Origin of the sequence: Agromyces terreus (assembly GCF_009749465.1) — a bacterium.
Taxonomy (GTDB): Bacteria; Actinomycetota; Actinomycetes; order Actinomycetales; family Microbacteriaceae; genus Agromyces; species Agromyces terreus.
The window spans coordinates 408,051-427,798 of sequence record NZ_WBIS01000001.1; the positions used below are offsets into that span (position 1 = coordinate 408,051).

A 19,748-nucleotide genomic window follows, 5' to 3' on the forward strand; every position below is an offset into this window, starting at 1 on the left:
CCGGCGCACGTTCACTGTCGGCGGAACGGGTTAGCGTGTGGCCATGCCCAGCCCCACCCTCTCCTCGCGGCCCGACACCCGCGTCTCGCCGTCCCCTGCGGCGCTCGTCGGCGAACTCGGATTCGACGGCGAACGCGGGCACGTCGCCGTGTTCGGCGCGCCCGGCTCGGGCAAGACCTCCCTCGCCGTCGAGCTCGTCGCCGACCGGGTCGAGCGGCTCGGCTACGGCGTCGACGAGGTGCTCGTGCTCTGCGCCACGAGGGCGACGGCGACCTCGCTCCGCGACCGCATCGCGGTGCGCCTCGCCGCCACCACGCGGGGCCCGCTCGCGCGCACCGCGAACTCGATCGCGTTCCAACTCGTCCGCGCGCACTCCGCCGCGCCCGTCACCCTGCTCACCGGAGGCGAGCACGACCGCATCGTCGCCGACCTCATCGAGGGCGGCATCCGAGACGGGTTCGGCCCGGACTGGCCCGATCCGCTCGGCGCAGAGGTGCGGTCGCTGCGCGGCTTCCGCAGCGAGCTGCGCGACCTGCTCATGCGCGCGGTCGAACTCGGGGTCGACGAGGCCGAACTCGCCCGGCTCGGCGAGGACGCCGGCCGGCCCGAATGGGTCGCCGCGGCGGCGTTCATGGCCGAGTACGCCGAGGTCAAAGAACTCGTGCGGCCCGATCAGTTCGATTCCGCCGAGCTCGGCGCGTACGCCGCGACGATCGTGCGGCGCAGCGGCGCCGACCCCGCGGCATCCGCGGCGCTCGGGCCGCTGGCCGGGCTGCGGCTGCTCGTCGTCGACGACGCCCAGGAGACGACCGAGGCGGCGGCCTCCCTCATCGCCGCGTTCGCCGCGTGCGGCGTGCAGATCATCGCCATCGGCGATCCCGACGTCGCGAGCAACGGATTCCGCGGCGGCCGTCCCGAACTGCTCGGCTCGCTCTCCTCGGTGCTCGACGGCGCGCCCGTGCGGCGCGTCGACCTGCCCGTCGTGCACCGCGGGCGCCCGGGCATCGCCGAGATGCTCGACGGCGTTCGCAACCACATCGGCACCGCCCTCGGCGGCGGCCATCGCTCGGCCGGGCTCGCGCCCGAGCTCGCGGCGCCCGACGGCCTCGCCCCGCTCCTCGGCATCGAGGCGGCCTCCAGCGCCGCCGAGTCGCTCGCGGTCGCGTCGCTGCTGCGCGAGCGGCACCTGCTCGACGGCGTGCCCTGGTCGCAGATGGCCGTCGTCATGCGCTCCGGCGCCGACGTCCCCGCGATCGAGCGCGCGCTCGCCCTCGCCGACGTCCCCACCGCGGGCGTCGCGACGGGCCTCGCGCTGCGCGACGCCCCGGCCGCGGCTGCGCTGCTGGCCGCCTGCTCGCTCGTGCTCGGCCGCGAGCCGCTGACCGCCGAGCTCGCGGTCGCGCTGCTCACCGGGCCGCTCGGCCGGCTCGACGGCATCGGCCTGCGCCGGTTGCGCCTCGCGCTCCGACATGAAGAGCTCGCCGCGGGCGGCGATCGCAGCGGCGACGAGCTCCTCGTCGACGCGCTCGGCGCGCCCGGCGGCTTCGCGACCATCGACGCAGCGCCCGGCCGGCGGGCCGCGAAGCTCGCCGCGGTCCTCGACACCGCCGCCGGCATCGCCACGGCCGGCGGCAGCATCGAAGAGGTGCTCTGGTCGCTCTGGGAGGGCAGCGGGCTCGCCGCCGAATGGGGCAGGCAGGCGAGCGGCACCGGGGTGCTCGCCGACGAGGCCGACCGCCAACTCGATGCGGCCGTCTCCCTCTTCGCCGCGGCGACCCGGTTCGTCGAGCGCGAGCCCGACGCGCCGGCCGTGCGGTTCGTCGACGAGGTGCTCGCGAGCGAACTCCCCGAAGACTCGCTGGCGCCGCGGCGCTCGGCCGAGACCGTGCTCGTCACGACCCCTCAGGGCGTCGTGGGGCGCGAGTTCGACGTGGTCGTCATCGCCGGCCTCCAAGACGCCGTGTGGCCGAACCTCCGTCCGCGCGGCACGCTCCTGCACGCGGCGCTGCTGCCCCGAGCCGTGCAGGCTCGGCGATCGGGTTCGCCCCTGCCCGGGGTCGACGCCCCGAGCGAGGCCCGTGCCGGAGTGCGCGACGACGAGCTGCGCATGTTCGTGCTCGCCGCCTCGCGGGCGCGCAGGCAGGTCGTGCTCGCGTGCACGGCCAACGACGACGAGCAGCCGTCGGTGCTCATGGGCTACGCACGGGAGCGGGTGCGGCCGCGACGACGCCCGCTGCACCTGCGGCAGCTGGTGGGCGTGCTCCGCCGCGATGCCGTGGCCGGCGACCCCGAATCCGTGGCAGCGCTCGCGCGGCTGGCAGAGGAGGGCGTGCCGGGCGCCGGGCCGGCCGAGTGGTACGGCCTCGCCGAGCCCACGACCGCGGCGCCGCTCGTCGACCTCGACGCCGACCCCGATGCCGTCGTCGCGGTCTCGCCCTCGCAGATCGACCGCGTCGAGGAGTCGCCGCTCGGCTGGTTCGTCGACCACATCGCCTCGCCTCCCTCAGGGGTCGCCGCGTCGATCGGCACCATCGTGCACGCGGTCGTCGAAGAGGTCGGCGCCCGCGACGACGGCGACACGAGCCTCGACACGATCTGGTCCTCGGTCGAGACCCGACTGAACGGGGTTCGCTTCGAGGCCGGCTGGGTCGCCGAGCGCGAACGCCGCGGCGCTCGGCGCATGGCGGAGGGCGCTGCCGAATACCTCGGCTCCTTCGCCGACGACCGCAAGGTGCTGCTCGGTGCCGAGGGGCGCTTCACCATCACCGTCGACCGCGTGCGCATCACGGGCACCATCGACCGCATCGAGGCCTCGCCCGACGGCACGACCGTGATCGTCGACCTCAAGACGGGGCGCACGCCGCCGACCATCGCGCAGACCGCCGGGCATCCGCAGCTCGCCGCCTACCAGCTCGCGGCCCGGCAGGGCGCGATCGAGTCCGGCGGCACGCTCGGCGGCGCGAAGCTCGTCTACGTCGCCACGCCGTCGCGGGGCCTCGCCTACACCGAGCGGGCCCAGCAGCCCTTCGACGACGAGGCCGAGACGGCCTTCCGCGAACGTCTCGCCGAGGTCGGGCGCGTCATGGCCGGCGCCGAGTTCCAAGGCCCGGCAGAGCTCGGCCACCGCTCCCGCTTCGGTTCCTGGCAGTACCGCGTGCACCTCGTTCCGGCGGTGTCCGCGTGAGCGGCGCAGCACCGACGCCGGCCGGTCCGATCGGCTCCGGGGCGCCCGAGGCCGCGCGGGCGAACGTCGCGATCAGCGCCGCCGAGATCGCCACGAGGCTCGGGCTCCACGTCCCGACGCCAGAGCAGCAGGCCGTCATCGAGGCGGATCCGCACGGCGCGAGCATCGTCGTCGCCGGCGCCGGCAGCGGCAAGACCGAGACCATGGCCAACCGGGTCGTCTGGCTGCTCGCCAACGGGCACGTCGGCGTCGCCGAGGTGCTCGGGCTCACCTTCACGCGAAAGGCGGCGGGCGAACTCGCCGAGCGGGTGCGCGAACGCGTCGCGCAACTCGTGGCCGAGGGCATCGCCGATCTCGAGATCGATCCGCTCGAATCCGCGACCGTGAGCACCTACCACTCCTTCGCCAGCGCGATCTACCGCGAGCACGCCATGCGCATCGGGCGCGAACCCGACGCGACCGTGCTCGGCGAGGCATCCGCGTGGCTGCTCGCACGCTCGGTCGTCAGCGCGTCGAGCGACCCCCGGCTCATCGAGCTCGACGCCTCGCTCGACAAGGTCACGGCGGCGACGCTCTCGCTCAGCCGGGCCCTCGCCGAGAACGTCGCCGACAGCCGTGACGTGCGGGTGTTCGCGCGGGACTTCCTCGCGATGCGCGGCCTGCCGATCGAGGCGCCCCGCAAGCGCACCGACTTCGCCTCCTTCGTCGACGCGCTCGGCGTGGTCGACGCCCTGCCGCCGCTGCTCGACCTCGCCGACGCCTACGCCGCGGCCAAACGCGAGCGCGGGTACGTCGAGTTCTCCGACCAGGTCGCGCTCGCCCTGCAGATCTGCACCGAGCACCCCGAGGTCGTCGCCGAGCATCGCGAGCGATCGCGAACCGTGCTCCTCGACGAGTACCAGGACACGAGCGTCGTGCAGACCCGACTGCTCGCGACCCTCTTCGACGGGCATCCGGTGATGGCCGTCGGCGACCCCGACCAGTCGATCTACGGGTGGCGCGGTGCGAGCGCCGCGAACCTCGCCCGGTTCGATCGCGACTTCGGACAGGGCCGTGCCGCGGTCTACCACCTGTCGACGAGCTGGCGCAATCCGCGCATCGTCCTCGACGCCGCGAACACGCTCATCGCCCAGCTCGATGCCGGCATCCCGAAGGCCCCGCTCGCGCCGTCGCCGTTCGCCGGTGCCGGTCACCTCGAGGTCGCCTGGTCCGAGACCATCGAGGGCGAGGCAGACCGGGTCGCCCGCTGGTTCGCGGCGCACGTCGCCCGCGGCGCCGGCGCGAAGAGCGGCGCGCTGCTCTGCCGGACCTTCGCCAACGTCGACGTGTTCACCTCCGCCCTGCGTGCGCACGGTGTGCCCGTGCACGTGCTCGGCCTCGCCGGACTGCTCGATCAGCCGGTCGTCGCCGATCTCGTCTGCACGCTGCGGGTGCTGCACGACCCCACCGCCGGCTCCGAGCTCATTCGCGTGCTCGCGGGGGCCCGGTGGCGCATCGGCCCGGCCGACCTCGCCGGCTTGCGGCAGGTCGCGGCGTGGCTCGTCGACCGCGACCTCGCGAGACGAAGACTCGACGACGACGTGCGGCGCGAGCTGCGCGCCTCCGTCGACGCCGCCGAATCGCCGTCCATCGTCGACGCGCTCGACTTCGTGCTCACGGCGCCAGACGACCACCGCGCCCTCGCCGGCATCAGCGAGACGGGACTCGGCCGACTGCGCAGGGCGGGGGCGCAGCTCCAGGCGCTCCGCCGTCGCGCCGGTCTCGGCCTCATCGACTTCGTGCACCTCGTGCAGCAGGAGCTGCTCCTCGACATCGAGGCGACGGCCAACGCCGACCAGCCGCTCGGCCTTCCGAGTCTGGAGGCCTTCGACGAACTCCTCGCCGGATTCGCCGACGACGCCGAGCATCCCACGCTCGGGGCCTTCCTCGGCTGGCTCACCGAGGCCGAGCAGCGCGATCGCCTCTCCCCGCGTCAAGACGACCCCGAACCCGGAGCCGTGCAGGTGCTGTCGATCCACGGTTCGAAGGGGCTCGAATGGGACGCGGTCGCCGTGCCGCGCATGGTCGAAGACGAGATCCCGTCCAAACCCCGCTCATCGAAGGGCTGGCTCGCGTTCGGCGAACTGCCGAACGAGTTCAAGGGCGATCGAGACGAGCTGCCCGAGCTCGGGTGGCGCGGGGCGCAGAGCCAGCGCGAGTTCGACGAGGCGGTCACCGCGTTCGCCGCCGAGAACAAGGCGGGCCATGCCGAAGAGGAACGCCGACTCGCCTACGTCGCCGTCACCCGCACTCGGTCCGAGCTCCTGCTCAGCGGATCGTGGTGGTCGACGCAGAAGACGCCCCGGCATCCGAGCCCGTTCCTCCGCGAGCTCGCGATCGCCGGCGTCATCGAACCGTCGCTGCTTCCGACCGGCCCCGAGAGCGACGAGAACCCGCGCACGGGCACGGCGTCCCGCGCCGTCTGGCCGCTCGACCCGCTCGGCGCCCGCCGCGCGGGCGTCGAGCGCGCGGCCGAGGCCGTGCACGCCGCTGCCCGGCTCCCCACGGGCTCCGGCATCGGCCCGCAGCTGTCCGCCGAACTGACCCTGCTCATCGAGGAACGCCGACGTCGGCAGGAGGGCCCGGGCCCGACCCCGATCCCGTCGCGCATCCCTGCCTCGCGATTCAAGGACTACCTCGACGACCCCGATGCCGTGGCGGCGCAGCTGCGACGGCCGATGCCGCAGCGACCCTATCGGGCCACGCGTCTCGGCACGCTGTTCCACGAGTGGGTCGAGCACCGGTCCACCGGGGAGGCAGAGGCCGCGGGCGTCGACGACGGGCTCTTCGCGCTCGACGCGCTCGAGGACGACGAGGTGCTCGGCTCCGAGCCGGCCCGCGCGACGACGAGGAGCGACGCCGATCGCGAACGCATCCGGGCGCTCCGCACCACGTTCGAGGCGTCCGAGTGGGCAGATCGTCGGCCTATCGCCGTCGAGATCGAGCTGCACCTGCCGATCGACGAGCACGTCTTCGTCTGCAAGCTCGACGCCGTCTACGAGGTGCCCGCCGACGGAGAGCTCGCGGCTCGCGGCATCCGCTATCAGGTCGTCGACTGGAAGACCGGGCGCGCCCCGCGCAACGCACGGGACCTCGAGCTGAAGCAGACGCAGCTGGCGCTGTACCGCCTCGCCTACGCGGCGTGGTCGGGCGTTCCGGCCGAGCAGATCGACGCGGTCTTCTACTTCGTCGAGGACGACCGCATCATCCGGCCGACCGAGCTCTACGACGAGGCCGCGTTGCGGCGGGCCTGGGCCTCGGCCGTGAGCTGATCGATGGTCGCCTGATCCAGCGGGGCGGTCGCGTTCGGGTCGGATGCCCCGGGCCCGGCCTCTGCGCTCGCGCGGGCCGGCTCGGCGGCCGCCGGTGCGGCGTCGCCCCAGTCGCTCAGATCGAGGGGGATGGGTGCCGTGGCATCCGGTGCAGAGACCGAACGCTCGCCGACCTCGTCGCGTTCGAGGTCCGAGAAGTCGTAGCTGTCGGTCAGCATCGCCGACGCCGGTTCGCGTGTCGAGGCGTCGGCGTTCGAACGAGGCGTCTCGTCGAGGAGGCGTTCGACGCCGTCGACGGTGAGGATCGGCCCCGTCGCGGGCGAGAGCGCCTCGGTGGTGTGCTCGTGCACGCTCGCGACGAGGTTGTCGAGCATCTCGACGGCGTCGGCGATGATGCGCTCGTCGTGACGCTCGACGCCGTGCAGCAGCCAGCGTGCGAGCTCGAGCTCGCCGTAGAGGAGCGCCCGCTGCGGAAGGAGCGCGTCGGCGGCTCCGCCGCGCCCGAGGATGTAGGCCTCGAGCGCGCGCTCGGCCGAGGCGCCCCGCGAGGTGAGCAGCCAGTGCAGGTCCTGTGCGGGGTCGCCCACGGCGATCGCCGACCAGCCGATGACGGCGAGCACGCGCTCCTCGTCGACGAGGAAGGAGTCGGGCGAGAGCGATCCGTTGACGACGGCCGGTCGGAACCGCCAGAGGGCGGCGTCGTCGGTGGCCTCCTCCCATCGGCGCAGCAGCGCGGCGGGGAGATGCCCGGTATCGGACGCGCGGCCGATGAGCGCGACCACGGCATCGCGCGACTCGTCGGCGGTCTCACGGGGGAGTCCGGCATCGCCGACGAATCCGGTGGGAAGCGAGTGGATCGCGGCGATCGCGGCGCCCACGGACTCGGCGATGCGGTCGTGCGCGGTGAGGTCGTCGCCCGACACGACCCCGCCGTCGAGGAAGTCGGTCACGACCGCGCGGGTGCCGTCGATGGGCGCCTGCCCGGCGAAGATGGGAACCGAGAACGGCAGGCGCGACCGGACGCCGGCGGTCATCGCCGCGAGGGCGACCAGGTCGGCCGACTGCTCCGTCTCGGCCGACTGCGATCGGGGCACGCGGATCAGCAGTCGCCTGCCGTCGGAGGTGTGGAGCTCGGCGGCGTCGAAGGCCCCGGCGGATCGGCGGGTACGGGCGCGTGCCGCGGTGACCTCGAGGCCGGGGATCGCCGCCGTGGCCAACGCGGCTAGAGTGAGTGTGGGTCTGGCCATGGCCAACAGCTTAAGCAGGTGATTCCGTCGCCGGGGCGAGCGCCACGCCTTGCCGCCGACTCCGCCCCGACGCGAGAGAGGCCTGTTGTGCGCGATTCGACATCACCGCCGCTGGCTCGGGTGCGCCTCGAGCGCGACGGCGTCGCGCGGACGGTCGAGGATCGTGCCGCGCGCTTCGACGCCGACGCGGAAGCCCGCGTGCTGCTGCTGCACGCGGGACGGGCGCTGCTCGCCGAGGACGAGACGGGCGAGGCGGGCGAGGCGGGCGCGTCGCCCGCGCTCGACCTCCGCTCGCCGGCGGCCGTGCGCGATCGTCTCGGCGCCGACCGGGTGCTCGTGCGCTGCTACCTCGGGCGTGACGCCTCCGACGAGGCGGACGCCGCGGCATCCGCCTCGGCCTTCGCGATCGAGGCCTGGGTGCTCGACGACCAAGGCGCCGAGCAGATCGAGCCCGAGCCGTCCCGTTGGGCGGGTCTGCGCCAGGCGGCGACGCAGCTCTCGGGTTACGAGGCCGCGCTCCTCACCCAGGCCGTCGCGATCGCGAACTGGCACGCGGTCTCGCAGTTCTGCCCACGGTGCGGGTCGGCGACCGAACCGGCCGAGTCGGGCTGGTCCCGACGCTGCAAGGCCGACGGCGGATCCCTCTTCCCGCGCACCGACCCGGCGGTCATCGTGCTCGTGACGGATGCGGAGGACCGCGTGCTCCTCGGGTCCAACGCGCTGTGGGAGACGAACCGGTTCTCCCTCCTCGCCGGTTTCGTCGAACCGGGGGAGTCGCTCGAGCACGCGGTGGTGCGCGAGATCGGCGAGGAGGCCGGTCTCGTCGTCGACGACGTGCAGTACGCGGGCTCGCAGCCCTGGCCGTTCCCCGCGAGCCTCATGCTCGGGTTCACGGCACGGGCGGCGTCGACGCTGCCGGCCCCCGAGGTCACGCCCGACGGCGTCGAGATCCTCGAGCTGCGCTGGTTCTCGCGAGCCGAGCTCGCGGCGGCGCTGCCCGAGATCGGATTCCCCGGGCGCACGTCGATCGCCGGCTGGCTGCTCGAACGGTGGTTCGGCGCGCCCATCGAATCCTCGCCGCGGGGATGGGGCGCATGAGCGCGAGTTCCGACCCGCTGCTCGCCGATCTCGACGACGAGCAGCGCATCGCGGCCGAGGCGCTCCTCGGCCCCGTCTGCATCCTCGCCGGCGCCGGAACCGGCAAGACGCGGGCGATCACGCACCGCATCGCCTACGGCGTCTCGACCGGCACCTACGATCCGGCCCGGGTGATGGCGCTGACCTTCACCGCGCGCGCCGCGGCCGAGCTCCGGGAACGGCTCCGACTCCTGGGCGCCGGCGGCGTGCCGGTGCGCACGTTCCACGCGGCTGCGCTCGCCCAGCTCAACCACTTCTGGCCGCTCGTCGTCGGCGGTTCGGCGCCTCGCGTGCTCGAGTACAAGGGCCGCATGCTCGGCGCCGCGGCCGAGTCGATCAGGCTCCGCGTCGACCAGCCCACGCTCAGGGACGTCGCGAGCGAGATCGAGTGGCGCAAGGTCACCCTCATGACGCCCGAGGCATACGAGACGAGGCTCGCGGTGCGCGGCGCTCCGGGCTCGCTCTCCGCGGACCAGTTCCGCGATCTGCTCGCCGCCTACGAGCGGCTGAAGGACGAGCGCCGCCAGCTCGACTTCGAGGACGTGCTGCTCGCGACCTCGGGCATGGTCGAGGCCGAGGCATCCGTCGCCATGCAGGTGCACGAGAACTACCGGCACTTCGTCGTCGACGAGTACCAGGACGTCTCTCCGGCCCAGCAGCACCTGCTCGACCTGTGGCTCGGCGACCGGAGCGAGCTCTGCGTCGTCGGCGACGCGAGCCAGACGATCTACTCCTTCGCGGGCGCGACCCCCGAGTACCTCCTCGGCTTCGACCGCCGGTTCGCCGACGCCACCGTGGTGCGGCTCGAGCGCAACTACCGATCGACCGAGCCGATCGTCGACGCCGCGAACCGGCTCATGCGCGGTCGACCGGGTTCCCTGCAGTTGCGTGCGGTGACGGATGCCGCGGGGCCGACGCGTCCCGCCGCGGAACCTTCGGTGACCTCCTACGCCGACGAGCTGGCCGAGGCACGGGGCGTCGCGACGCTGGTGCGTGCGAGCATCGACGCCGGAGCCGCTCCCGAGACGATCGCGGTGCTCATGCGCGTCAACTCGCAGTCGGCGATGCTCGAGCACGCGCTCGACGAGGTCGGCGTCGCGTCGCGGGTGCGCGGCGCGGTGCGGTTCTTCGACCAACCCGAGGTGCGCCAGGCCGTGCAGGCGCTGCGCGCCGCCGCCCTCACGATCGCGAACGAGCCGCTCTTCAAATCGGTGAGCGACGTGCTGCGCTCCCTCGGCTGGACGGCCCAGGCACCCGACGGCCCCGGTGCGGTGCGCGGCCGATGGGAGTCCCTGAACGCCCTCGCACGGCTCGTCGACGACGCGCCGGCCGGCACGACGTTCCGCGCCTTCGCCGACGACCTGCGTTCGCGTGCCGAGGCGCACCACGAGCCGACGGTCGCCGCCGTGACGCTCGCCACGCTGCATTCCGCGAAGGGCCTCGAGTGGGACGAGGTGCACATCGTCGGTCTCACCGAGGGCATGCTGCCCATCGCCTACGCCAAGGGCCTCGACGCGATCGACGAGGAACGACGACTCTTCTACGTCGGAGTCACGCGGGCACGTCGACGGCTCTCGCTGAGCTGGGCGAGGGTCGGCGGGCAGCATCGGGCAGAGCGTTCGGAATCGCGATTCCTCCAGGAGCTCGGCAGCCGCACAGCGGATGCATCCCGTGGTCGCGACGGTGCGAGGCGAGTCGGGAGCGGTCGAAGCTGACGGATGCCCCGATGAGGCGGCTCTCGCCCCTGCGGAGGTAGTCGTCGGCGGCACGGGCCGCGGCGATCGCGGCCTCGAACCGCAGCCGGGGCCCGTCGTCGGGCGCGGGCCGCCCGGCGAGCTGCGCCGCGATCACCGGCCATGCCGAGTCCTCGTCGCGCCGGGCGAGATCGAGGCAGCGCACGCAGGCACCGGTGCCCGGCTCGACGAGCGGCCCGACGCGGATGCCGGCGTCGTCGCCGAGGACGACGAGATGGGGGACGTCATGCCGCATCAGCGGCAAGTACCGCACCGGTGCGACCGCCCAGTCGGCGACGATCACGACGAGCGCCGCGTGCGTCGGCTCGGTCGCCGGAGCACGATCGGGGGTTCGCGCATCGTGCCCGAGCGTGCGGAGGCCGGTCGCGACCGCATCGGCGAGCTCGCCGGCGCCGTCGACCTCGATGGCGGCCGGTGCGGTTGCGGCCGGTGCGGCGGAGGCCGGCGCGCCGGCCGTCGATGCGACGTCGGCGGCCGACTCCGCGGCATCCGCCCCGTCCCGCCTGCTCACGCAGGCGGGTGCGAGCCGGTCGAGGAACTCGTGCACCTGTCGGGGCGTGCCGTCGAGGCCCGACGCGATCGTGACGAGCGTCGGGACCTCGACGCCGTGCCTGAGCGCCTGGAGCAGCCCGATCTCGAGGGGGCCGGGCCGTTCGATGACGACGCGCGCCGAGGCCGCGCCGAGCTGCAGGGTGTCGGGCGTGCGCCAGACGAGCGGCAGGGCCGGGTCGAGGCGAGGGGTCATGCGGCGAGCATGCCGCATCGGGCGCCGTCGTCTCCTCGCCTCTCCACAGGCGCCGCGGTCGTTCCGCGTCGCTCGGGAGGCGAGGCCGGCGAGGCCGATCTGCGACGCCGCGTCGGGTCAGGCGGTCGGGGGTGCGCCCTGATCGCCTGCGTCGGGCTCGCTGCCGTCTTCACCGGGCGCGGCCGGGGTCTCACCGCGGAGCAGCTGCTCGAGCGCCTGATCGAAGTCGTCGTCGGCCTCGGAGCCGGCGGTCACGGTGCCCGTGAGGCGGGCGATGAGGCCCGTGGGGTCGTCGAGATCCTCGGCCGTGGGGAGCAGGTCGGGGTGCGCCCAGAGCGCGTCGCGTCGTTCGACGCCGACGGCGTCGCCCACTGCGCGCCACAGCGCCGTCGCCTCGCGAAGCCGACGGGGTCGGAGCTCGAGGCCGACGAGCGTCGCGAACGCGGACTCCGCCGGCCCGCCGGTCGCGCGACGGCGCCGGATCGTCTCGGCGATGGCGTCGGACTTCGGAAGCCGCGAGGTCGCGTCGGCGGTCGCCTGGTCGACCCAGCCCTCGATGAGGGCGAGCATCGTCTCGAGCCGCGAGAGCGCCGACTCCTGCGCTTCGCTGCGCGGGCTGATGAGGGCACCGGACTCGACCGCCCGACGGAGCTCGTCGGTGTTCGACGGGTCGAAGCCGTCGGCGAGGCGTTCGAGACGCTCGGTGTCGATCTCGATGCCCCTGGCGTAGGCGGTGATGGCGCTGATGAGGTTCAGCCGCAGCCAGCGCGCGTGGCGGAACAGGCGCGCATGCGCGAGCTCGCGCACCGCGAGGTAGAGCTCGATCTCGGTCGACGGGATGTCGAGGTCGGCGCCGAACTCCGCGATGTTCTGCGGGATGAGCGCCGCGCGCCCGTCGGCCTGGAGCGGGATGCCGACGTCGCCGCCGGAGACCGCCTCGCCCGAGAGCTGGCCGACGACCTGGCCGAGCTGCATGGCGAACATGGCACCGCCGATGCCGCGCATGAGCTTGCTCGCACCCGCGATCATGGACTGCATCTCTTCGGGCGCCTGCTCCTGCATGACGCGGGTGAGGGCGTCGGAGATGCTGAGGGCCACGGGCTCGGCGAGCTGCGTCCAGATGGGCATGGTCGCGGCGACCCAGCCGCGGCGGGTGAGCAGCTCGGGGGAGTCGGGCAGTCGCGAGAAGTCGACCGCCTCGTCGAGCCAGAGGGAGGCGACGTCGAGCGCCTGGCCGAGGCGGGCGCGCTCCTCGTCGGTGATCTGCACCTGAGCGGATGCCGCGCGCTGCTCGCCCTGGCGCAGGGCGACGCTCCAGTCGATGCCGTCTTCGGCCTGGTTCATCGCCTGCTGCAGCTGACCGAACAGCGCGGCCATGCTCGCGGGGTCGTTCGGCAGGCCGGCGGCACCGGCCAACTGCGCCGGGTCGATGTCGCCGCCCCCGGACAGCAGGTTGCGGAGCATCTCGCGGAACTCCTCTTCGGGGTTGGTTCCGCTCGGCTCTTCGTTCCCATCGGCCACGTGAGCCACCTCCTGTCAAGTTCTCTCCAACCGTAGCGTCGAGCCCAGGGCGACTGGCTGGGAAATGCCTTAAGCTGGGCGTTCCCGGTGTCCGCCCGTCGCGAACAGCGGGGGTATCGGAACCATGCGGTGGCTCGAACCGCTCGGAAGGACGCACCCATGGCCCTGTTCGACGACGACCGGTCGCCGCTGCCCGAATCGTCGGCGACCGACGGGTCGCACGGGGGCGACGCCGTCGACGGCGGTGCGGCGCACGGCCGCCGCGGTCACCGGCCGCTGCGCGAGCGCGTCGGCTGGTGGGCGGCGATCGTCGCGACGGTCGTGGGCGTGGCGTTCGCGCTCTTCCCGACGCCGTACGTCGTCGAACGACCTGGTCCGGTCTACGACACCCTCGGCACGGCCGAGCACGAGGGCGAGGAGCTTCCGCTCATCGAGATCCCCGACGAGCAGACGTATCCGACCGAGGGCGAGCTGAACCTGCTGACCGTCTCGGTCGTCGGCCGGCCGGGTTCGACGCCGACCTGGTTCGAGGTGCTCGGCGCCTGGCTCGACCCGCAGCAGTCCGTCGTGCCCGTCGAGGCGATCTTCCCGCCCGGGCTCAGCAACGAGGACCGGGACGCGCAGAACACCGCGGCGATGGTGGACTCCCAGCAGGACGCCATCGCGGCGGCGCTCGTCGAGCTCGACTACGACTTCCCCAGGCAGGTGACCGTCTCGGGCGTGCTCGACGACGGCCCGGCCGCCGGGCTCCTCGAAGACGACGACGTGATCGCGGCCGTGAACGGCACCGAGGTGTTCTCCATCGACGAGCTGCGCGCCGCCGTGCAGGAGAACGGCACCGCGTCGCCGGCCGAGCTCACCGTGCTCCGCGACGGCGAGGAGACGGGCGTCGAGGTGACGCCGACCGACAACGGCGGCACCGCGGTCCTCGGCATCGGCGTGCGCATGGTCTACGAATTCCCGATCGACGTGGAGCTGCAGCTCGACGACGTGGGCGGCCCGAGCGCCGGCATGATGTTCGCGCTCGGCATCGTCGACAAGCTGACGCCGGGCGCGATGACGGGCGGCGACGTGGTCGCGGGCACGGGCACGATCGACTCGGCGGGGGTGGTCGGGCCCATCGGCGGCATCCGTCAGAAGCTGTGGGGTGCGAAGGACGCCGGCGCGACCGTGTTCCTGGCACCCGAGTCGAACTGCGACGAGGTGGTCGGCAACGTGCCCGACGGCCTCGACGTCTTCGCCGTCTCCGATCTCGATCAGGCCCGCCAGATCGTCGAGGCCGCCGGCGCCGACGCGGACACCTCCGGTTTCGCGACCTGCACCGCCGACGGAGACGACTGACCGGCGCCTCATGTCCTCGGAGCGCACGGTTCCGGGCAGACGCTCGGGTTCGCGAACATAGGATGGAATCTCGATCCGTCCCGACCGAAGCAAGAGGCCGAGAGTGACAGCACAGACGCAAGAACCGAGGACATCGCGCCGTCGAGCGCCCATCGCCCTGACGATCGGGGTGTTGGCAGTGCTGGTGATCGCGTTCTTCGTGTTCGTGGGCCTCTACGCCGACGTGCTCTGGTACGACCAGCTCGGGTTCCTCGAGGTGCTGACCACGCAGTGGATCGCCCGCACCGTGCTGTTCCTCATCGGGTTCGTCGCGATGGCCCTGCCGGTGTGGGCCTCGATCCAGATCGCCTATCGCACGCGCCCGGTGTACGCGAAACTCAATTCGCAACTCGATCGTTACCAAGAGGTCTTCGAGCCGCTGCGGCGCCTCGCGATGTACGGCATCCCCGTGGTGCTCGGCATCTTCGCGGGCGTCTCGACGTCGAGCCGCTGGGACCTCACGCTCACCTGGCTGAACCGCACCCCGTTCGGCTCGACCGACCCGCAGTTCGGGTTCGACCTCGGGTTCTTCGTGTTCGAGCTGCCCTTCTACCGTTCGATCATCGGGTTCGCCTCGGCGGTCGTGCTGCTCTCGCTGCTGCTCGTGGCGGCGACGAACTACCTCTACGGCGCCATCCGCATCAGCGGCCGAGAGGTCGTCATCTCCAAGTCGGCCCGGGTGCAGATCGCGATCACGGCGGGGCTCTACCTGCTGCTGCAGGGCGTGAGCATCTGGTTCGACCAGTACGCCACGGTCACCGAGACCGGATCGCTCATCACGGGTGCGGCGTACACCGACGTGAACGCGGTGATCCCCGGCCGCCAGATCCTCGCCGTCGCCGCCGTCGGCGTCGCCGTGCTGTTCATGGTGACCGCGATCATCGGCCGCTGGCGCCTGCCGCTCGTCGGCGTCGCCCTGCTCGTCGTCTCGAGCCTGCTGATCGGCACCCTGTACCCGTGGGTCATCCAGCGCTTCCAGGTCGACCCGAGCCCGCGAACGCTCGAAGCCCCGTACATCCAGCGCAACATCGACCTCACCCGAGACGCCTACGGGGTCTCGGACATCGAGGAGATCCCGTTCGAGGCGCAGACCACCGCCGAGCCCGGAGCCCTGCGCGCCGACGCCGAGACCACGGCGAACATCCGCCTGATGGATCCGCTCGTGATCAGCCCGGCGTTCCGGCAGCTCGAGCAGTTCCGCCAGTACTACCAGTTCCCCGACGCGCTCGACGTCGACCGCTACCAGATCGACGGCGAGACGCAGGACACCGTCGTCGCGGTGCGCGACCTCCAGATCTCGGGTCTCGGCGACGCCGAGACCTGGTACAACTCCCACATCGTCTACACGCACGGTTACGGCCTCGTCGCGGCGGCGGGCAACCAGCGCTCGCCGGGCGGGCAGCCGGTGTTCGTGCAGTCGGGCATCCCCTCGACGGGCGACCTCGGCGAGTTCGAGCCGCGCGTGTACTTCGGCGAGAACTCGCCCGACTACTCGATCGTCGGCGCGCCCGAGGGCACGAAGCCGGTCGAGCTCGACTACCCGGCCGGCGGCGACAACGACGAGCAGACCCAGACCACGTTCCAGGGCGACGGCGGTCCGAAGCTCGACAACGTCTTCACGAAGCTCGCCTACGCGCTCAAGTTCCAGTCGGAGCAGATCTTCCTCTCCGACGCCGTGAACACGACCTCGCAGATCCTCTACGACCGCGATCCCATCGACCGGGTGCGCAAGGTCGCGCCGTACCTCACCCCCGACTCCGACGCGTACCCCTCGGTCGTCGACGGCAAGCTCGTCTGGATCGTCGACGCCTACACGCTCACCGACCAGTACCCGTACTCCAACAAGGTGAGCATGAGCGAGGCGATCGCCGACAGCGAGACGCTCCCGCAGACGCTGCCCTTCGACGAGGTCAACTACATCCGCAATTCGGTGAAGGCCACGGTCGACGCCTACGACGGATCGGTGACCCTGTACGCGTGGGACACCGAAGACCCGATCCTCCAGACCTGGCAGAAGGTCTTCCCGTCGACCGTCGAGCCGATGAGCAAGATGTCGGGCGAGCTGCTCAGCCACGTCCGCTACCCGGCCGACCTGTTCAAGATGCAGCGTGCGGTTCTCGGGCGCTACCACGTGACCGACGCGAGCGCGTTCTACTCGCGCGAAGACGCCTGGACGACGCCGAAGGAGCCGACCGAGGGCGCGAACACGACCCTGCTGCAGCCTCCCTACTATCTGACGATGCAGATGCCCGGTCAGGATGCCCCGTCCTACTCGCTCTACTCGACCTTCATCCCCGAGGCGCGCGGCGACCAGAGCCGCAACGTGCTGCGCGGGTACCTCGCGGTCGACGCCGACGCCGGGTCCGAAGACGGCAAGCGCGCCGAGGGGTACGGCAAGCTCAGGCTGCTGACCCTGCCCGAAGACGACAACGTGCCCGGCCCCGGTCAGGTGCAGGCCACGTTCAACTCCGACCCGACCGTGTCGCAGTCGCTGAACCTGCTGAAGCAGGGGCAGTCCGACGTCATCAACGGCAACCTGCTCACGGTTCCCGTGGGCGGCGGCCTGCTCTACGTGCAGCCGGTCTACGTGAAGTCCACGGGCAACACGAGCTACCCGCTGCTGCAGAAGGTGCTGGTGGCGTTCGGCGACGACATCGCGTTCCAGGACACCCTCGACCTCGCGCTCGACGTGCTGTTCGGCGGGGATTCCGGTGCGGATGCCGGTGACAACGCGGTCGACCCCGATGCCACGCCCGAGACGCCCGACGGCGAGACCGACGGCGAGGGGGGCACCGACGGCGGCACCGACGGGGCGACCGACCAGCCGAGCACCGAGATGCAGGAACTGCTGCGCGAGGCATCCGGCTTCCTCAAGGCGAAGCAGGCGGCGCTCGCCGACGGCGACTGGGCCGCGTACGGCGCTGCCGATGCGCAGCTCGCCGAGACCATCGCCAAGATGCTGGCCCTGACCAACAACGAGTGATTCCCGCATGAACGACCGATGGCCGGCAGCGAACGCTGCCGGCCATCGGTGTTTCGAACGCGAGATCAGGCGCAGAGACCCGTCGGCGTCCACGATCCCCACGTCGCGGTGCCCGGGCGCTCGCCCTTCGTCCACCACTGCGCGGTGTAGTTGACCCCGGCGCGCGAGACGAGCTTGCCGCCCGTGTAGGCCGTGCCGGCGTCCCAAGCGGGCGCGCAGTCCTGCGTCGGCACGGCGGGCGCGGTGCCGCAGTCGCCGATCTGCTTCCAGGGGCCGTTCGCGCCGCCCGGCTGCTGGTTGCGGGTCCACCACTTCGCCTGGTATTCGGCACCGTTGTGCGAGACCACCGATCCCGCCTTGTACACGCCCGTGGCGTACCAGGGCGCCGCGCACGAGGCATCCGTTCCCGGACCGGGCGTCGCAGCCCGCAGGGTGCTGCCGAGGGCGCCGCCGAGCTCGTTGCGGTAGTCGCCGGTGACGTCCCACCACATCGCGCCGCTGTAGCCTTCGGCGGCGAGCCACTCGGCCTTCGCGTTCACCGAGGTCGGGTCGTCCAGGCTCCACCAGTCGTTGCCGTCCCAGCGCCACGAGGCGCCGACCTTCGGGTCGAAGTAGGCCTTGCCGACCGTGCGCAGGTTCGCGTAGGTCGCGGTGCCGATCGAGGAGGTGGCCGTGGTCCACGCCTTCGTGCCGTCGGTGACGCCGGTCCACCCCTGTCCGTAGGCGGCGAGGCCCGCGTTCAGCTGCGAGGGGTCGGCGCCGGCGTGGACGTACATGCCCATGGCGCCGTCGAGTCCGAGGCCCCAGTTCTGCGCGCCGTCGGGGTGCAGGTTGCCCTGGTGGCCGGTCTGGTTGGGCACCCAGCCGCCGTGGAAGTCGTAGCCCTGCACGTTGAGGAAGTCGACGGCCGCGAACAGGCGCGGGTCGAGCCATCCGCCCTGCCCGGCGTTCCAGCCGCCGGCCGGTGCGAACGCCGTCAGCAGGTAGTCCTCGCCCGTCTCGGCGCCGTACACGTCGAGCTCGGCGCGGAACTCCTCCATCAGCAGGAGGAAGTTCTCGCGGTCCTCGGGGCGGGCGTTCGCCGTCTCGCCGCCGGTGACCGGCCACTCCCAGTCGATGTCGAGGCCGTCGAAGATGCCCGCAGCGGCACCGGGGCCGCCGACGCCGTCGATGAGGGGCAGGTCGCCGCGCAGGTAGAGGTCGATGCACGACTCGACGAGCGCGGTGCGTCCCTCGGCCGTGGACGCGGCCTCGGAGAAGTGATCGGACCAGGTCCAGCCGCCGAGCGACACGAGGATCTTCGTGTCGGGGCTGACCTGCTTGAGCTTGCGCAGTTGGTTGAAGTTGCCCGCGAGCGGCTGGCCCGCGACATCCGCGACGCCGTCGACCGAGTCGGCCGCGCCGACCTGCCGGAGGAAGTCGTTCTGCGCGTCGCCCTCGCCGGCCTGGTCGAGGATGTCGCAGCGCAGGTCGCTCGTCACGTTGCCGAACGCGTAGTTGAGGTGGGTGAGGTCGCCGATGGCGCCCGTGCTCACCAGATCGGCCACCTGGTAGTCGCGCGTCACGGGGGAGTCGGCCATGAAGTAGCCGACGCTGCGGTAGCCGTTGAGCTGCGCAGCGGGCGCGGGGTCGGCTGTCGCAGGTGCGGCGCTCGCCGGTGCCGCGGTCAGGACGGATGCCGCGAGCACGGATGCTGCGGCGATCGCGATGGAGCCGCTGCGGAGCAGATGGCGTTGGGTCATGGGGATCCTCTTCGATCATGCCGGGCGGTTCGGCCCGGGCGGGCTGACGGTCTCCCGGACAGTACCAACGCCACCGAGGGTTTCGAAAGGAGTCCTTACTTAAACTGCGGGAACCCCAACGGAACGCCGCCGAGGGTGGTGGGCATCCATAGCGAATGCAACCAGGTGTGCGCATGCTGCAACGCGATCGGATGCCTCGGCCCGAGCCGCTGGCTCGCGGTGCATCCAGACGCCGGCGATCCGCCCTCGATTTGATGGCGCCCGATTCCCGTGCTAGATTCATCTCTTGTGCCGCGGGGTGGAGCAGTTCGGTAGCTCGCTGGGCTCATAACCCAGAGGTCGTAGGTTCAAATCCTGCCCCCGCAACCGAGGCGGTAGAAATATCGCACGAAGAAGCCGGAATCGAAGTCATTCGATTCCGGCTTCTTCGCGTTTTCAGAGGCTGTGCTGCATGTCGAGGTTGTGCTGCATCTCGAGGTTGTGCTGCATTTCGAGAGCTGTGCTTCAGGTGGCTCGGTCGATCGCCGATGGTCCGAGCGGGGTCACCGCACCCGTATACTGGACGAAGCGCAACAGCGTGCGGCCCTGATCGAGGGCCTGGCGCGGGGTGGAGCAGTTCGGTAGCTCGCTGGGCTCATAACCCAGAGGTCGTAGGTTCAAATCCTGCCCCCGCAACCGATCCGCCGAAGGCGGTGCAGCAGAGGCCGTGACCTGAGATCAGGTCACGGCCTCTGCTGTGTTGCG

At 72.1% G+C, this 19,748-nt stretch carries 9 protein-coding genes and 2 tRNA genes; 8 read left to right on the forward strand and 3 right to left on the reverse strand.

Annotated elements, in window-relative coordinates; translation table 11 throughout:
- Positions 1–43 precede the first annotated feature (43 nt).
- Both GQQ92_RS01885 and GQQ92_RS01890 read left to right on the forward strand, forming a co-directional pair.
- The gene (locus GQQ92_RS01885; protein WP_156997538.1) at positions 44–3,184 is read left to right on the forward strand and encodes a UrvD/REP family ATP-dependent DNA helicase; all 3,141 of its coding nucleotides are present in this window, start codon (positions 44–46) and stop codon (positions 3,182–3,184) included.
- Positions 3,181–6,495: a UvrD/REP family DEAD/DEAH box helicase gene (locus tag GQQ92_RS01890; protein ID WP_232057430.1), complete on the forward strand. Its 3,315-nt coding sequence runs from the start codon at positions 3,181–3,183 to the stop codon at positions 6,493–6,495. Before GQQ92_RS01885 ends, GQQ92_RS01890 begins: the two co-directional genes overlap by 4 nt.
- Here GQQ92_RS01890 and GQQ92_RS01895 read toward each other — a convergent pair.
- Positions 6,447–7,742 (reverse strand): phosphotransferase, encoded by a 1,296-nt coding sequence (locus GQQ92_RS01895; RefSeq protein ID WP_156997539.1) that lies wholly within the window; start codon positions 7,740–7,742, stop codon positions 6,447–6,449. The two genes, GQQ92_RS01890 and GQQ92_RS01895, sit on opposite strands and share 49 nt — an antisense overlap.
- Positions 7,743–7,829: 87 nt before the next feature.
- Here GQQ92_RS01895 and nudC point away from each other — a divergent pair, with 87 nt between their 5' ends.
- Entirely contained in the window at positions 7,830–8,840 is a 1,011-nt protein-coding gene (gene nudC / locus GQQ92_RS01900; protein ID WP_156997540.1) for an NAD(+) diphosphatase, read from the forward strand.
- A complete protein-coding gene (locus GQQ92_RS01905; RefSeq protein WP_372493410.1) occupies positions 8,828–10,594 on the forward strand; it encodes an ATP-dependent helicase in 1,767 nt (588 codons plus the stop codon). The genes nudC and GQQ92_RS01905 overlap by 13 nt, the downstream gene beginning before the upstream one ends.
- A 901-nt stretch (positions 10,595–11,495) precedes the next feature.
- Here the strand turns inward: GQQ92_RS01905 and GQQ92_RS01910 are convergent.
- A complete protein-coding gene (locus GQQ92_RS01910) occupies positions 11,496–12,842 on the reverse strand; it encodes a zinc-dependent metalloprotease (protein WP_156998119.1) in 1,347 nt (448 codons plus the stop codon).
- Between the two features lie 216 nt (positions 12,843–13,058).
- Between GQQ92_RS01910 and GQQ92_RS01915 the strand changes: the two genes are divergently transcribed.
- Complete coding sequence (locus tag GQQ92_RS01915) at positions 13,059–14,240, forward strand: YlbL family protein (RefSeq protein WP_156997542.1); 1,182 nt, start codon at positions 13,059–13,061, stop codon at positions 14,238–14,240.
- Between the two features lie 103 nt (positions 14,241–14,343).
- A complete protein-coding gene (locus GQQ92_RS01920; RefSeq protein WP_331251601.1) occupies positions 14,344–17,262 on the forward strand; it encodes a UPF0182 family membrane protein in 2,919 nt (972 codons plus the stop codon).
- A 65-nt stretch (positions 17,263–17,327) separates the two neighbouring features.
- On the opposite strand, the gene GQQ92_RS01925 is transcribed toward GQQ92_RS01920, so the two are convergent.
- Positions 17,328–19,004, reverse strand: a complete 1,677-nt coding sequence (locus tag GQQ92_RS01925) for a glycosyl hydrolase family 18 protein (RefSeq protein WP_156997544.1) — start codon at positions 19,002–19,004, stop codon at positions 17,328–17,330.
- Positions 19,005–19,296: 292 nt separating this feature from the next.
- On the opposite strand from GQQ92_RS01925, the gene GQQ92_RS01930 reads away from it, so the two are divergent.
- A tRNA-Met gene (locus tag GQQ92_RS01930) sits at positions 19,297–19,370 on the forward strand.
- Between the two features lie 235 nt (positions 19,371–19,605).
- Positions 19,606–19,679, forward strand: a tRNA-Met gene (locus GQQ92_RS01935).
- The last annotated feature ends 69 nt before the right edge of the window (positions 19,680–19,748 follow it).